Source organism: Pseudomonas sp. Fl5BN2 (assembly GCF_009908205.1).
Lineage (GTDB): Bacteria > Pseudomonadota > Gammaproteobacteria > Pseudomonadales > Pseudomonadaceae > Aquipseudomonas.
The window spans coordinates 280943-297231 of sequence record NZ_JAAARL010000005.1; the positions used below are offsets into that span (position 1 = coordinate 280943).

The 16289-nt window shown below is 50.8% G+C and carries 10 protein-coding genes and 2 pseudogenes; 5 read left to right on the top strand and 7 right to left on the bottom strand.

Going from position 1 to position 16289, the window contains the following annotated elements:
- Positions 1-102: 102 nt before the first annotated feature.
- The 4 genes from GV819_RS09380 to GV819_RS09395 are packed head-to-tail and all read right to left on the bottom strand — an operon-like array spanning position 103 to position 3082.
- Positions 103-372 carry a hypothetical protein gene (locus GV819_RS09380; RefSeq protein ID WP_102717862.1) on the bottom strand — a complete coding sequence of 90 codons (270 nt, stop codon included), beginning with the start codon at positions 370-372 and terminating at the stop codon, positions 103-105.
- Positions 369-1352: an integrase domain-containing protein gene (locus GV819_RS09385; RefSeq protein ID WP_161755879.1), complete on the bottom strand. Its 984-nt coding sequence runs from the start codon at positions 1350-1352 to the stop codon at positions 369-371. The genes GV819_RS09380 and GV819_RS09385 overlap by 4 nt, the downstream gene beginning before the upstream one ends.
- Complete coding sequence (locus GV819_RS09390; protein ID WP_011332380.1) at positions 1336-1689, bottom strand: hypothetical protein; 354 nt, start codon at positions 1687-1689, stop codon at positions 1336-1338. The genes GV819_RS09385 and GV819_RS09390 overlap by 17 nt, the downstream gene beginning before the upstream one ends.
- Entirely contained in the window at positions 1682-3082 is a 1401-nt protein-coding gene (locus GV819_RS09395) for a YfjI family protein (protein WP_161755781.1), read from the bottom strand. Before GV819_RS09395 ends, GV819_RS09390 begins: the two co-directional genes overlap by 8 nt.
- Positions 3083-4485: 1403 nt before the next feature.
- Here GV819_RS09395 and GV819_RS09400 point away from each other — a divergent pair.
- The 4 genes from GV819_RS09400 (at position 4486) to GV819_RS09415 (ending at position 13282) form a co-directional block, all read left to right on the top strand.
- A complete protein-coding gene (locus tag GV819_RS09400) occupies positions 4486-5175 on the top strand; it encodes an AlbA family DNA-binding domain-containing protein (RefSeq protein WP_161755783.1) in 690 nt (229 codons plus the stop codon).
- Positions 5176-5449: 274 nt separating this feature from the next.
- Positions 5450-8215: a type I restriction-modification system subunit M gene (locus tag GV819_RS09405; protein ID WP_161755785.1), complete on the top strand. Its 2766-nt coding sequence runs from the start codon at positions 5450-5452 to the stop codon at positions 8213-8215.
- Between the two features lies 1 nt (position 8216).
- A complete protein-coding gene (locus GV819_RS09410; RefSeq protein WP_161755787.1) occupies positions 8217-9464 on the top strand; it encodes a restriction endonuclease subunit S in 1248 nt (415 codons plus the stop codon).
- 14 nt (positions 9465-9478) lie between these two features.
- Positions 9479-13282 (top strand): type I restriction endonuclease subunit R, encoded by a 3804-nt coding sequence (locus GV819_RS09415; RefSeq protein WP_161755789.1) that lies wholly within the window; start codon positions 9479-9481, stop codon positions 13280-13282.
- A 67-nt stretch (positions 13283-13349) separates the two neighbouring features.
- On the opposite strand, the pseudogene GV819_RS09420 reads toward GV819_RS09415, so the two are convergent.
- Together GV819_RS09420 and GV819_RS09425 are read right to left on the bottom strand one after the other, a co-directional pair.
- Positions 13350-14078, bottom strand: a pseudogene (locus GV819_RS09420) (transposase); the annotation flags it as partial.
- 107 nt (positions 14079-14185) lie between these two features.
- A pseudogene (locus GV819_RS09425) lies at positions 14186-14628 on the bottom strand (VOC family protein).
- Positions 14629-15173: 545 nt separating this feature from the next.
- Here GV819_RS09425 and GV819_RS09430 point away from each other — a divergent pair.
- Positions 15174-15560 (top strand): hypothetical protein, encoded by a 387-nt coding sequence (locus tag GV819_RS09430; RefSeq protein WP_161755791.1) that lies wholly within the window; start codon positions 15174-15176, stop codon positions 15558-15560.
- Between the two features lie 65 nt (positions 15561-15625).
- On the opposite strand, the gene GV819_RS09435 is transcribed toward GV819_RS09430, so the two are convergent.
- A complete protein-coding gene (locus GV819_RS09435) occupies positions 15626-16255 on the bottom strand; it encodes a helix-turn-helix domain-containing protein (protein ID WP_161755793.1) in 630 nt (209 codons plus the stop codon).
- Between the last annotated feature and the right edge of the window lie 34 nt (positions 16256-16289).

Here is a 16289-nt window from a genome sequence, read left to right on the forward strand (position 1 = left end):
TGTTGCTAAATCTGCCGCATGCCTGCGCTTCTTCGGCCAAGCCCCTGAGTATGGGAAGGCTCCGCATTCCCATACTCAGGGGCTCACGCTTAAAAGCGTCTATCAGACAACCACGAGTTGCGCCTTTCTGCGGCGGATCAGCCCTGCTGTTAATTCATAGTAATAGACGGTCGCTGGTGCTGAGCAACGCAGATAGTGCTCTAAAAACCATCTGGTGTGCTTTTCCTTCCAGGACCACGGGGTCGCACAACTCCAGCGCTCACGAATCGCCTCGTGCATCCTTTCTGCCTGCCTGATATGCCGCTGCCGCGTGGCATGCGCACCTTTGAGCACGGGACTCAGAAACAACGCCATATCGAACTCGGACTTCATCGACGACCTCCGATGTAGGCACTCACCACGTCGATGCGGTTATGCCCCAACTCGTGGCTGATCTGCTGGCGTGCACGCTGATCGAGTGCTCGATCCTCTCGATGACCACGACCGCCATTGATGGGCGCGGAGAAACCGGTCAGTTGCTCATAGCGCTCACAGGCGTAAGCCGCCCGCAGTTCATGAAAGCCTTTCAATCCATGCTCATGCAGGATGTCCCGTGCCGGTCGCACGATTGTCTGTAGGAAATCTTTGTAGCTTTCATCAGGTGTTAACAGATTCCGACTGCCCTTGGGTGAAGCCTCGCTGGCCCTGTCGAGGGCGCCACGAACTTGATCCGTGACCGCAATCCAACGCGGTGCCGATGCGCCTGATCGACCGCCTTTGGTGCCGTCCTGGATATTGATCTTGCCCAGTTGCCGAGCCTCCCGTTGCAGCCGGGGCAAGTCCGCCAAGATCGCTTCACGCAGGCGCATTCCGGTCTCCCGAGCAAGGAGCACAATGGCACTCACCCTCGATTGCTGGCCTCGCTCTGACAACGCCTGTGCGATCAACTCGATCTGGACACGGTCTTGGCCTTGCGGGGCCTCACTACGCACACCTGAGCGCTGCAAGCCAAGCGCCTTGCTCGGACTGGGGATTTTGACGTACTGATCACCGCGCAGCGCGGCCATCGTTCGGTTCACGCTAGACAGGCGGTTCTGCGCTGTGGCGATGCCGACGTTGCCCTGATCAACCTGCTCGCGCAAATGGAAGGCGTACCGCATAAGGATCTCGCGGTCGATCTGTCGCGCGTCATTGAGCCTTGGCCCTTCCTCGGATCGACACCAACGCACGAATGCCTGCCAGCGATCGCTATGGGCTTTGACGGTAGCAAAATGGCCGTCGCCAAACAGATCTTTCAGTGCTTGCGGTCCGGCATAGCTGAGCTGGCGACCGAAGCCAAAATTACGTCCCGCTCGCTTACCGACCCGAGCCATTTTTCTGTTCCTGATCGACTGCAGCGAGATCATGCAAAAGGGCTCGCCAGTGCGCACTTACAATCGCGAACTGAGCCCAATCAGTCGGGCGAAAACACAGCGTGTTGTCGGTGACGTAAAGATGCGCACCCTCCTCTTTCAACCATTGAATAATGGCTGTCGTAGAGGCGATAGCTTTATGGGTGGTGGCGACACTGGCGACAGCGGCGACAACCCTTGTCCTGCCTGGTTTTGAGCGTGGCGACAAAGTGGCGACAGTAGCGGCGACAAATCGCGCTTTGGGCTCCTTTTGACGCTGAGCCAGATGGTTGCGCAGCGCTTCATCAAGATTAAACATGGCGCACCTCGAAGGTGTGGCCATCAGTGATCAACCACTGATGATCAATCAACTCGACCAGCAGCTTGGCGGCATGACGACTGCTCTTGCGGGCAAAGCGGGGACCGTTGCGATTCAATTCACGAATACTGAACCGCTTCCAATCTTTGACCTGTAGCCATCGCAGCAGCCGGTCTGCCTCCTCTTTTACTCGACACACCGGCTCCTGCTCAGTCAGGCGCTGGATCTCGTTGAGGTAGTAGCCGACTAAAGCGGAGGCCCGTTGGATATGGTCGACCTCCACGACGCTGCTCTCCTCCACAACTGCAAGAATGCCGGCGACGCGCAGCAGGTTATCTGCGGCCTTTGATCCGCTGGGCCGCACATTTGCCAGCTCACCAAACTCTCCCAGCTGAGCCTCAATGGCGTCATGCAGATCAATCCAGCGACGGCGAGCTAACGCACTGAGGGTCAGCGTTGAAAGCAACAGAGCACCGTCAGCAGAAAGTGACCACGGCTGATGAAATAGGGCCGAAAGGCGGTGGTGATATCGCTTCAGGGCGGGATCTTTGGACAAGTCGACAGATTGATAGCTACGTTGCCCGGCAAGGCTAGTGGGCCAGGTCATCAGGCAGCGACCAAGGATGCCTTGCCCCTGCAGCAACGGGTCACTGAGTAACTGCATGGCCAAGTACGGTTGCAGCATCAAGTGCAGACTCAAACGCCGGTCATAAGCCCGCAAGCTTTCACCGACCATAGAGCGAGCGCGATCTATCGGGCTGCCATCCCAGAGTGACGACAGGGTAGTGACCGCTTTCAAACGATTATCCCGACTCATGGTGCTGCTCCCGAGGAACTGTCCTCCTTCGTCACAGAACAGACCCATGCTGGGGAGGTCGTGACAGAGCCCCTTGATCAGCGCCTCGATAGTCGGGTCTGTGGTGATCAGCCTAGGGGCCGAGGGCTCCTCCTCTACAAAAGCGCGGTTTGCGGAGTCAGGATCGCCAGGATTAATACGCTGAGCCTGTTTTTGTACGGCACGGTATCGAGCAAGTTGTTCGCGATAGCGTTGCCACTGCTCACGTTCCCATTGCCGTGCAGGCAGTAATGCACATCGATCTGCTGCCGTTTTACGATCACCGGACGCGGCCACCGTAATCAGGTACAGCGACAGAGGGTAATTTCTCCCGTCGAGCTGTAAACCGGCATGACCTTGGGTAGCCAACGCCGACGCAGCCAACACCGATTGCGCGGCCAGCGCCTGGGGCACACCGATGACCTCGGCCATGCGCTCCACCGCAGGCCTAAGAATCCCACCCAGTGCCTGCACCGGATAAGGCTGGGCCACGGGATTCGACTCAATCAGCGGTCGAGGTGGTCGTGGTAGTTCAAGCTTCGGATCTAATTGCTGCATCGGCCCTCTCCTCGTTCATTGCTGGTTGTCCTCACGTAGTCCCGCCACGGCTGTTGAGTGTTATCAGGGATCAAGGCCCCTGCGGCCTGTGAGGTGTTCACTGACGCGGAACGCGCGGCTCCTTACGACCGGGAGCAAGGGCATGAACCCATTAATCTGGCCTCCTTAGACGCATCCGAAGATGCGGGCGGGTGGAGGCCGTGCCGGCTGACGAGTTCGGCACCTAGAGATCTCGGGTGGGAGAAGGCAACAACATCGACACCTGTTGCAGGCCTGACTGTCAGTCAGGTGCAGCCTTTCCATAGACTGCGGCACCGGTGCCTGTGTCGTTGCGGATTGCAACGAATCGGATTTGTCAGGCCGATTGTCACGAGGAGAGTTGCGGCAATGCCTTGTACGACATGGCTTGCAGCAGTAGTACGAGCGCCCGTCTCTTTCCAGGAGAAAGAGACGGGCGCAGTCTGGCGCAGCGAAGTGTGCCGAGAGGTGAGGTTGCTGCAGTGCAGCGAGGAAGGTCCATCGTCTGCCGCAGTGGACAGATCAGTCGAGTAGGCATCCATCACTCTTGGGGAGTGACCGTGCGAGCCGCCGGACGCTAATCGCACTTCGGAAGAACCACCACACAAGTGGCGTAGCCTTAAAGGTTCTGGCTACCTGGGCTGGTGCTGCCAACGACAGCGGTCCGTGCGCCAATTGTTATACCCACGCGAAAAGGCGGTCAAGCATCCCGGCCAAAGTGCGCAAAAAGTGGCGACTGTCGCCACTTTTGTCGCCACGCTCCAGGCCCTGTTCTGCATGGGTTGTCGCCGCTGTCGCCGGTGTCGCCACATCTCTAGCCATGGCCCCACAACAAGATCCGCTCTCACACTGGAGCTGTACTAGACAACCATCGTGAGTCATTTCTGACGGGTAAAAGATGGCGTGACGCTAATCAAATTTGAAATGGGAGGAGGAACGAGGTGACTTCGAAAAAAAGCGAATGAACCCTCCGATCGGCGCGATCAAAGATCGCTGGATCGGAGGGTTTGGCGGGAAAAGCAGATCGGGTAGACTGCTAACGACTTTAAACGACTCTAGTCTTCTAACCGGGTGCCAAAACCATGACAAAACAACAGGACAGGTGTTTTGCACAGCCGAAGGCTATCCATAAGGATGACGCACAGGGAGGTGCGTCATGACCACCGAGCCCTGGGTCACCGCCCTCGACGTTGTCCAACACTTGGGCATCGCCAAAGATACCGTCTACCGCTGACGCGAACGAAAAGGCCTGCCGGCGCACAAAATTGGCCGGCTGTGGAAGTTTCAGCTGTCTGAGGTGGATGACTGGGTGCGCGCCGGTGGGGCGGATGAAGACGCAGAAAACGCGAGCGAACAAGAATAAACAATAAAATTACAGGTGCTGTGTGAGCCAGGAAGGACAACTGCTCGACTTCAAACCCTTGTGGGCTGTAACTGGCAAAACCGCCGATTGGAATGAAATTGCCAAAGACTGCATTGCTTTTGCCAATGCTACTGGCAGCCGCTTACTGCTGGGTATCGAAGACGGCCAAGACGCACCACCGGCCAGTCAGCGCATTCCTTCTAACCTACCCGATATACTGCGACGCAAGCTGGCAAAGCACACCGTGAATGGCGGACAGTACATTGAATTGCGCACCCAGCGAGCCTTGTCGGTGGCTTCTACCACCGATGGTCGTTATTACTTGCGAGTAGCCGATCAAAGCAAACCCGTGACCGGTGATGATGTGATGCGCTTAGCCAGCGAACGTTCTGCTTTGCCCTGGGAAACGCACACCACCCTGAACGTGCCGCGCACCGAAGCAGATGAAACCAAACTCGGCAAGTGGTTACAGGCTCTTCGCATATCTGACCGGGTTAAGGCCTCCGTCAAAGAAAAAACCAACGATGAACTGCTCGATCACTATCAGCTCACGCATGGGACACTGCTGACTAACCTGGGCTTTCTATATCAGCGCATCGGCAGGGAAATTCACCCCAAGCAGGTCAGGCGCGCACTGGAAAGCCTCATCGAGCGCGGTGAAGTCCGCTTTGAAGGCGACAACCGCTGGCGGCGATACTGGGCGATATCATGACCGCGCTATCGAACCTATCGAACCTTATCGACCTTCACTGGGCGATAGAAAATGGGCGATACGCCGGCTCGAGCCCAATGAATCAAAGGGTTCTATCGGCCACGGGCGATAACCACTTGGCGATAGAACCAACCCTTAGCGCGGGTATGGCTTTGGCACCAGACCGAGCCTATCTGCCGGGATTGCGCAAACGACTGACTAACCCCTGCTCATTGGCCCACGGCCAAAACTACAGCACTTCGAAGCTATCGAATTCGAGAAGGAAACACAGGATATGAACAAGCAACAACTGGCCGCCAAAATCTGGGAATCCGCCAACCAGATGCGCTCCAAAATTGAAGCAAACGAATACAAAGACTACATACTCGGCTTTATTTTTTACAAATACCTTAGCGACCAATTAGTGCAGTTTGTCACCAAAGAAGGCATGACCGCAGAAGACATTAAAGCCCTAAGCGAAGAAGACCCTGAAGCCGTCGAATTTATCCAAAGCAATTTGGGTTATTTTATTAGCTACGACAATTTATTTTCAACATGGGTAGACCCTAAATCAGACTTTGACGAATCTAACGTGCGCGATGCGCTCTCAGCCTTTAGCCGCTTAATTTCACCCACTTACAAAAAATTATTTGAAGGAATTTTCACCACGCTGGAAACAGGCCTGAGCAAACTCGGTGAAAGCGCAGGCAAACGCACCAAAGCCATTAGCGACTTACTACACCTGATTAAAAGCATTCCCATGAACAATAACCAAGGTTATGACGTACTGGGTTACATCTACGAATACTTAATTGAAAAATTTGCAGCCAATGCCGGTAAAAAGGCGGGTGAATTTTATACCCCGCACGAAGTCTCGGTACTCATGTCGCACATCATCGCTCACGAGTTAAAATACAAAGACACCCTCGAAATTTACGACCCTACCAGCGGCTCTGGTTCTTTGCTCATCAACATTGGCGAAGCCGTGGCGCAATACGCCAAAAGCAAAGACAACATCACATATTATGCCCAAGAGTTAAAAGCCAACACCTACAACCTAACGCGCATGAACCTAATCATGCGTGGCATTAAAGCCAGCAACATCAAAACCCGCAATGGCGATACTTTAGAAGACGACTGGCCCTACTTTGATGAAAGCGACCCACAAGGCTCCTACAACGCTTTATATGTCGATGCCGTAGTGTCTAACCCGCCTTACTCACAAGGCTGGGATTCCGCCCATAAAGAGAGCGACCCGCGCTACTCGCGTTTTGGCCTGGCCCCAAAAACCAAAGCCGATTTTGCCTTTTTGCTGCACGACCTTTACCACCTAAAGCCCGATGGCATTATGACCATTGTATTGCCCCACGGCGTGTTATTCCGTGGCGGTGAAGAAGGGCAAATTCGCAAGCAGTTAATTGAGAGCGACCACATAGACGCCATTATCGGCCTGCCCGCTAATATCTTTTTTGGCACTGGCATTCCTACCGTTATTTTGGTACTCAAGCAAAAAAGAAAAAATAACGATGTATTGGTGGTCGATGCCTCCAAACACTTTATAAAAGAAGGCAAAAACAACAAGCTGCAAGCAAGCGACATTAAACGCATTGTTGATGCGGTGATTCACCGTGAAAATATCGATAAATTCTCTCAAGTGGTTGAAAAGCAAATCCTGCGTGACAACGGCTACAACCTGAATATTCCCCGCTATGTGGATTCTTCCGCTGCCGCCGAAAGCTGGGATTTACACGCCACCATGTTAGGCGGCATTCCCAACAGCGAAATCGCAAGCCTTAAAAACTACTGGCAAGCCCTGCCACAACTGCACGCAGCCCTGTTCACGCCCAAATCCGCCGCTTACAGTGAATTGGCCATAAAAAAAGAGGCGGTGAATGCCACTATTACCCAGCACCCACAAGTGGCTGCGTTTATTAATACTTACAACCAAGCCTTTAAGGGTTTTGACGATTATTTAAACACTACCCTTATTCAAGGCTGGGCGGCCGTTAACCGCAACCAGCAAGAAGCACAATTAAGTGCCGAGTTATTTGGCCGACTTGCGCCTATTGCGTTAATCGACAAATACCAAGCTTACCAACACCAGAATAACCAGTGGCAAACCATCAGCGCCGATTTGGAAATGATGCAAACCGAGGGCTTTGCCGCGACTAAACAAGTGGATGCCAACATGGTGACCAAGAAGAAAGATGGCAAAGATACCGAGGTACAGGAAGGCTGGAAAGGCCACATAATGCCGTTTGATTTAGTACAACAAACTTACTTAATCGAAGACTTACACGCCTTAGAAAGCCAGGAAACAAAACTAGCAGAGATCACATCTCAAATTGAAGAGATAATTGAATCGTTTACAGAAGAAGAAAAAGACTCACCAATACTCAATGACAAGAATGATGCCTTTGTAAAGCCCGAACTAACCAAAAAGCTTAAAGAAATATATGCGGATGTTGATTCAGAAGAAATCCGTGTGCTTAACCAATATCTTGAATTACTCGACAATAAAGCGAAAAAACCAGAGAAACTTGAGTTCATCGAAAAAAACCAGCAAGTTCAATGGGGCAAAATTGAATCAAGTAAAGACGGTACATTTGCTAAGGCTAAGGCAAATGGTTTTTTACACACTCTGAGAGCTGAGTTTGAATTTGATCAAAAAACTTACGAAGGTAAAGTCGTTAAGGCCGATCAGTTATTACTAGACCAAGCCGAGCTTAAAGCCGATGTAAAAAAGAAAGCGATGGCACTGCACATAAAAACCAAAACCACCATAGAAGGTTTAACCAACGAACAAGTGAATACATTGCTGTACCTAAAATGGATTACTCCATTAAGCCGCGAACTCGCCGCGATGCCGAGCGCGGTCATCACCCAGCTCACCACAAAAGTACAAGCCCTTGCCGATAAATACGCTGTCACTTATTCGCAAGTGGCCAGCGAGATTACCAGCATCGAGCAGAAACTGACTAGAATGATGGGCGAACTCACCGGCGATGAGTTTGATATGCGGGGCTTGGCCGAACTCACTAGCTTGTTGAAGGGCGAATAAGATGAGTGTAGATAAGGTGCCTGAGCTTCGCTTTGAGGGGTTTAGTGGGGAGTGGGAGGAGAAAATATTGGGCGAGCAGGTTCAGTTAGAAAATGGATTCGCTTTTCAAAGTAAATACTTTAAAAAAAGCCCCACTGAAGTCATAGTTCTTACGCCAGGCAGCGTAAATATTGGCGGTGGATTTCAAGCAGGCAAAGGTCAATACTACGATATAAAACAGGAAGTTTCTCCTAGGTATATATTCAAACCTGACGATATGTTCATAACTATGACAGACTTGACTCCAACAGCTCAAGCCTTGGGATTTCCGGCGATAATCCCAAGAGATAATTACACATACCTTCACAATCAACGGCTTGGCAAATTAGTTGGATTCAAAGGTGATTCAGGTTTTTTGTATAGTTTATTGCGCACTACAAAAAAACAAAAAGAAGTTGTGTCAACTTCTTCAGGGACGACAGTAAAGCACACCTCGCCTGATAAATTTTTGAATCGCTTTTGTTTCTTCCCTAAAAACGAAGAGCAAATCCAGATAGGCGACTACTTTCAAAAGCTCGACAGCCTAATCGACCAACACCAACTAAAGTACAAAAAGCTCAGCAATATTAAAAAAGCCATGCTGGAACGCATGTTCCCCAAACAAGGCGAAACCATTCCAGAAATCCGCTTTAAAGGGTTTAGTGGGGAATGGGAGGAGAAAGAGCTAGGTGCATTAGCTGAAATTGTTCGCGGCGCAAGCCCTCGGCCTATTGAAGATCCTAAATGGTTTGATAGAAATTCAAGTGTTGGCTGGTTACGTATTAGAGATGTGACCGAGCAAGATGGGCGTATTCACTATTTAGAGCAGAGAATCTCAAAGCTTGGTCAAGAAAAAACTCGTGTATTGAGTGAAAAGCACCTGCTTTTGAGTATAGCCGCGAGTGTTGGTAAGCCTGTAATTAACTATGTTGAAACTGGCGTTCATGATGGCTTCTTGATATTTAAAAAGCCTCGCTTTGAACTTGAGTATATGTATCAGTGGTTAAAATCGTTTGAGGAAAGGTGGCAACAATATGGCCAGCCGGGCAGCCAAGTCAATCTAAACTCCGACATTGTTAAGAGCCAGCTCGTAACTATCCCTTCAAATGAAGAGCAACAGGAAATCGGCAACTACTTCCAAAAGCTCGATGCACTTATAAAACAACACCAACAACAAATCACCAAGCTCAACAACATCAAGCAAGCCTGCTTGAACAAAATGTTTGTCTAGCAGGGAGCGCCACCATGACCACCTTTAAAACCGAAGCAGAATTTGAGCAGGCGTTTATTGAGGTACTCACCCACAAAGGGTGGGAGCCTGAAATTTTAAAATGCAAAACCGAAGCCGAGTTACTGCAAAACTGGGCGGATATTTTATTTGAAAATAACAAACAAAAAGACCGCTTAAACGGTGTGCCGCTCACCACCAGCGAAATGCAGCAAATTATTGAGCAAATAAAAGAACTCAAAACACCGCTAAAACTTAACGGTTTAATTAACGGCAAAACCGTCGCCATTAAGCGCGATAACCCAGCAGATGCATTGCATGTGGGCAAAGAAGTCAGCCTAAAAATTTACGACCGCCAAGAAATAGCCGCTGGCCAAAGCCGTTACCAAATTGTGCAACAACCCAAGTTTGAACGCGGCAGCCAGTTGCGTAACGACCGCCGTGGCGATGTGCTGTTACTCATTAACGGTATGCCGGTGATCCATGTGGAGCTAAAGCGCAGCGGCATTCCGGTCAGCCAAGCGGTGAACCAGATTGAAAAATACAGCGCCGAGGGCATTTTTAGCGGACTGTTTGCGCTGATCCAAGTCTTTGTGGCCATGGAGCCAAACGAAGCCAAATATTTTGCCAACCCCGGCATGGATGGCAAATTTAACCCGGACTACCAATTCAACTGGGCAGATTTTAATAACGAGCCAGTCAACCACTGGAAAGACATTGCCTCCACGCTACTCTCTATCCCCATGGCGCATCAGCTGATTGGCTTTTACACCGTAGCGGATGATACCGATGGCGTACTTAAGGTCATGCGCAGTTACCAGTATTACGCCGCCAATGCCATCTCCGATAAAGTGGCAAAAACCAACTGGCAGCAACTGGGCAGTATTAGCAATAACCCAGAGCGTTTGGGGGGCTATGTGTGGCATACCACCGGCTCTGGCAAAACCATGACCAGCTTTAAATCTGCGCAACTCATTGCCCAATCAAAAGATGCCGATAAAGTGGTGTTTTTAATGGATCGCATTGAGTTAGGCACCCAATCACTGGCGGAATACAACAATTTTGCCGGCGATGGCGAAGAGGTACAGGCCACCGAAAACACCGATGTACTCATTACCAAACTCAAAAGCAGCGACCCCGCCCAAACCTTAATTGTTAGCTCGATTCAAAAAATGAGTAATATTTTTGAAGCGATAGATGATGAAGGCACGGCCACTAACGCGGCGGATATTGAAAAAATCCGCGCTAAACGCTTGGTGTTTATTATTGACGAAGCGCATCGCTCCACCTTTGGCGATATGCTCATCACCATCAAGCGCACCTTTCCCCGCGCGTTATTTTTTGGCTTTACCGGCACGCCCATTCAAGAAGAAAACGAAAAAAGCGGCAATACCACCAGCACCGTATTCGGTAACGAACTGCACCGTTACAGCATTGCCGATGGTATTCGCGATGGCAACGTGCTGGGTTTTGACCCGTATAAAGTCAGCACCTTTAGAGACAAAGACATTCGCCAAGCAGTAGCCCTTGAACAAGCCAAAGCCGATTCCGTTGCCGATGCGATGGAAACCCCGGCCAAAAAGCAAAAGTTCAATCACTTTATGAATGACGTACCTATGGCCGGCCATAAAGACGCCACTGGCAAGTACCATAAAGGCATAGAAGACTATGTGCCTAAAACTCAATATTTAACCGAGCTCCACCAATCCAAGGTGGTGGATGACATTCTGCAAAATTGGGACGTACTCAGCCAAGCCAATAAGTTTCACGCTATTTTGGCCACCAACAGCATTGCCGAAGCCATTGATTATTACCGCCGCTTAAAAGCCGCCAAACCCGAACTTAAAATATCCGCTTTGTTCGACCCCAACATTGATAACGACGGCAGTGGCGACCGTGGCCCCACCTTTAAAGGTGACGGCTTAGAAGAAATTATTAGCGACTACAATGTGCGTTACGGCCACGATTTTGATTTTGCTAAGCACGCAGCCTTTAAAAAAGATTTAGCCGCCCGCCTTGCCCATAAAAAACCTTATGAGCGTATTCATACCGAACCTGCAAAGCAGTTGGATTTGCTGATTGTGGTAGATCAAATGCTCACGGGGTTTGACTCCAAATGGCTCAACACCTTGTATTTAGATAAGGTGATTAAATACCAAAATATTATTCAGGCCTTCTCGCGCACCAACCGTTTATTTGGCCCCGACAAACCCCACGGCACCATTCGCTATTACCGCTACCCCCACACCATGGAGCAGCACATTAACGATGCGGTAAAACTCTATTCCGGCGACCGCCCCATTGGTTTATTCGTGGATCGCCTTGACAGCAACCTTGAAGCCATGAATGAACTGGCGACAGAGATTACCGAGTTATTTGTAAATAGCGGCGCGCAAAATTTTGAAAAACTACCTGAAGATGCTGCCGCTTGCGCAAAATTTGCCGATTTATTTAAAACCTTTAACCAGCATTTAGAAGCGGCCAAAGTGCAAGGCTTGCATTGGGATAACCTTACCCACCCCAGTGGTGAAAATAATGAACGTGAGGTAACACTGGCGATAGGCGAACAAACCTATTTAAGCCTTGCTCTGCGCTATAAAGAATTGGCCAGCAAAGCTGAAAGTACTGGTAGTAGCGGTGGCGACGTGCCCTTTGATATTAGCGGTTACCTTACTGAAATTGACACTGGTAAAATTGACTCTGATTACATGAACAGCCGCTTTGATAAATACTTAAAAGAGCTGAACCAGCACCAAGATCAAGCCAGCATTGAAAACACACTAAACGAGCTGCATAAGTCGTTTTCATCGCTCACTCAGGTTGAACAAAAATACGCTAAATTATTCTTGCATGACTTGCAGCGCGGCGATGCGCAATTAAGAGAAGACTACAGTTTTAGAGACTACGTCAACGATTACAAAGGTAACGCGGAAAATGCGCGATTAAACGCGGTAGTGAACGCCTTAGGTCTAGATAAAAACCTGCTTACAGCATTAACGGCATACAATGTTAACGAGAAAAACCTAAACAACTTTGGCCGTTTTGATGCGTTAAAAGAAACAGTGGACAAGGCGAAAGCCAAAGCCTATTTTGAGAAAATAGACGGCGTGGCTATACCGCCCTTTAAGCTGAACATACGCATTGATAAGTTTTTAAAACTGTTTATTTTTGCACAAGCGGATGAAATTTTAATCGATATACCTGCCCAGTTAGCTGATCGTGCTGCCGCCTCAGTACCTACACCTTTGGTTTTGGGTTCGGTAAAATTATTTCAGGCCTCCCAAGTGTCTACACTTGAAAATACCCAGGAGTTATGCAGTATCACCTTTAGAACAGAACTACCTTATGAGGATAATCCTGCATCATTACTCACGACAGGTTGTTATTCAGAATTAAAAGCACTTGGTATTGTTTCGTCGGGCGTGTTAGATGCAACCATTGTCGCCCTTCTTGAGCTTGAACTAACCACAAAAGAACTGGAACTACCATTATACGAAGAAGGAAAAAGTGGCATAGTCTGGGCACTGAAAGAGGCGCGAGAAGGTAGCGTTTACAACGAATTCATGGCCTATGCCGTGCAAGTGATAGGTGATGAAAGCCTTCGAACCTACATTGAAAGTGGCATCTACGATGTTGCCAAAATGGGTTTTGGCGCAGCGTTTATTTCATTACCCAAAGTTTTAATCGCAAAATTAAAGAAAGAACGAAGAATAACGCAAGCACTGAATACAGAAAACAAGTCTATTAAAGCCGCGGTAAATGTGGTTGATTACCGAATTAACCCCAAGTTGGCAGAGAGATGGAAAGTCAATGTGCATTAATGCCAGAGAGCTCGCCATACTAAGGAAGCAGTTTTCACCATGTAGCTCGAGCCAGACCTACGCGGCCGCCGCTGAGTCCAGTCATCATGGAGCGGCTGTCTGGATCGGTCAGTGAGACCTGTTTATCCGGCGACTCATTGAACTGGGTTTCGATAGCTTGAAGCTCCTTCATTTGAGTTTTGAGCTTGGCGATTTTCTCTTCCAGCCGCACGGCGCTGGGCTCGGTAGCTGTGGGTTATTGCCCATCGGCAGTATCGAGTGCCGCCAGGTAACGATTGATACTCGATTCAATTTCTTCCATGCGCCGTTTCAGTTTGGCGCTGGTGAAATTGCGGTCGCGGTTGTTGACTGCTTTGAATTTACCGCCATCGATGGCAACCAGATTTTCTCCAAACAATCCCAACTGCTGACACAGCACAACGAACTGGCGACAGACGCCTCGGATGGCCTTGCTGCTTTCTTTTCGGAAGTTGGCGATGGTCTTGAAGTCCGGCATCAAACGTCCGGTCAATCACATCAGTTCGACGTTACGTTGGGCTTCTCGCTCCAGCTGTCGGCTCGACTGGATGCGGTTGAGATAGCCGTAGATGTAGATCTTCAGCAAGATCGCGGGGTGGTAAGCCGGCCGGCCAGTATCAGCTGGGATGGCACCTTCAAAACCCATATTGACCAGGTCCAGTTCGTCGACGAAGACGTTGACTACGCGGACCGGATTGGTATCGCTGACGTATTCGTCGAGGCTCTCGGGAAGTAAGGTGCCTTGGCCTCGATGTTCACCTTGGATAAAGCGCTTCATGGGCGATCCCAGCGATGAAATCCTCAGAAATCATAGCAAGGGTTCGCGAAGGCGTTTTTACACACTCTGGGCCGAAAGTGGCCAATCGTGAACGGCTGCTACTTTTTTTAGATAAACGCAGCCTCGATAAACACTTCCAGCGCCTTGTCTTCAAGTATTTCGATAGAGAAGTGCCCGAAGCGCTTTGGCAACCAGATGATACGTGCCCCACACGGGGATTGCAGATTCGCGCGAGCCAATGGCGCTCCATTTTCGTCTTCAGGCTGAACACCGGCGACCATCAATTCGTCATAGGCTTTTTCGATGTCCGGTGTTGAGTAACAGTGGCGGTAAATCATCCGTTCACCCGAAGAGTCCAAAAGCCCCTTCAGATTCCCCGCCAACGGTTTGACCAACATGATCGATCAGCGCAATCGCCTAGTGAAAGGGCAGCCCCCCGTTCCCAGATAAGCGTTTTGGAGATGCTGGCGTTGAGGATGTGTGCGTAGTAAGCACAGGCTTCCTCAAGATTCTTGACCAGTACATCTATGTGACTGAACTTCAGATCCATTGCATAGCTCCTGTCGAAACGGCACCCATCGTAAACACGACAAGGCGTGTTAGTTCGTCAATGAGTGGCCGATTCTGGCCGGTCTCAGTCTGTCGCCACCTTCATCTTCGGATCGACCGCAGCCTTTATCCCGACAGCTGTAAGAAGATCACCGCTTAATATGGATGCGAAGCAAGGTTGGCAAATCGATTACAAGGGGGTCAATGGAATGCCATTTTGTGAGGTATTCCAATTGGTATTCCGATCAAAATACAAAATAAAAATTAATGATAATAATCAATATTATAAAATGCAGTTTCAGATTACCCCGGCCCAACAAAGCCCGCCTTGTGCGGGCTTTGTTGTTTCTGGCACTAACACTAAAGCTCATGCCCCAACCGCCTATGACTCAAAGAGGCGCAGAGTCTCTTTCTTATGTACGAAACGTCCTAGTTGCGCCGAACCACTTGAATCGGGAGTTCCTGCTGACTAGCCTCGATCTGTCACCGAACATTCGATGGCCGGGTTTAGCAGCTCGATGTTGACTAGGCGTTTGGAGTTACGCCATGAAAAAGCTCATTCCCAATCAGCCCAAAGCACCCGTCCGCAACGGCAGAAACCCTGAACTGGACTTGGCCAACAAACAGATCCTTCAGAAACTGGCTCTCCAACCTACAGACGAGCCTCTGGCCAAATCCATCAAACACACCACAGGCATCCCAGTTAGCTGCGATTCATTGTTTGCCATCCGAGAAGGCATCAGCGCCGAAGAAGCTTTGCTCCACGTCTCCCTGCTGCTGAAAAACGCCGAAGAAGTTTCCGATGAAATCACCGAACGCGGCAGCGGTATCGAGCGCGGTCTGATCTGGTCCCTGGTGCACTCGGTGGAGATGGCGCGGGCGGTGGTGGATGCCCTGCTCGATGGCAGTCCCCCTATACCCACACTGAAGTAGAACGCCCTACGAAAGCACGGCGCGGCAGCACGATCCGCCGCGCTGCTGCTTGATGATGAGGGGCTTCAGCGCTCCGACATCACCACCATCACTTCCGCATCCTCATCCCCTTCCGCCAGATAGATATGGCCAATGCTGCTGTTGAAGTAGGCAGTCTCCTGCGGGCCAATGCTCACGGCTTCCCCAGTCTCGAACTGAATCCGCACCCGCCCCGACAGCACCAGGGCGAATTCCTGCCCGGGGTGGCGGATGTAATCCTCGAACTGCTGCAGATCGCGGGCAAAGATTCGCGCGTACATGGGGGTCATGCTGCGTCCGGGGAAGTCGCCGGCCATGGGGTGGTAGTCGTAGTTGCCGGTGCTGTAGCCGGGGGCGTCGGCGATGGTGGTGCTGACCACGGTCGGTTGCACCTGGGCGCTGCTGGTCTGGATCAGGTTCGGCGCCGGGGTGAACAGTTGGGCGATGTCGACGCCCAGGGCGCGGGCCGCGGCGGCGAGTTTTTCGTAGCTGACCGAGACTTGGGCCAGTTCCATTTTCGACAGGGTCGACAGCGCCACGCCGGAGCGTTCCGAGAGCTGCTTGAGGGTCAGCTTCTGGGTTTTGCGGATGCTCCGCAGGCGGGCGCCGACCTGGGTCCGGTCGATCAGTGGATGGGCGTGGGAGCTCGAGGCGGGCTGGGCTCGGTCGGAACTCATTGAGGTTCTCTGTCAGGCAAATAAGGGCAACCGC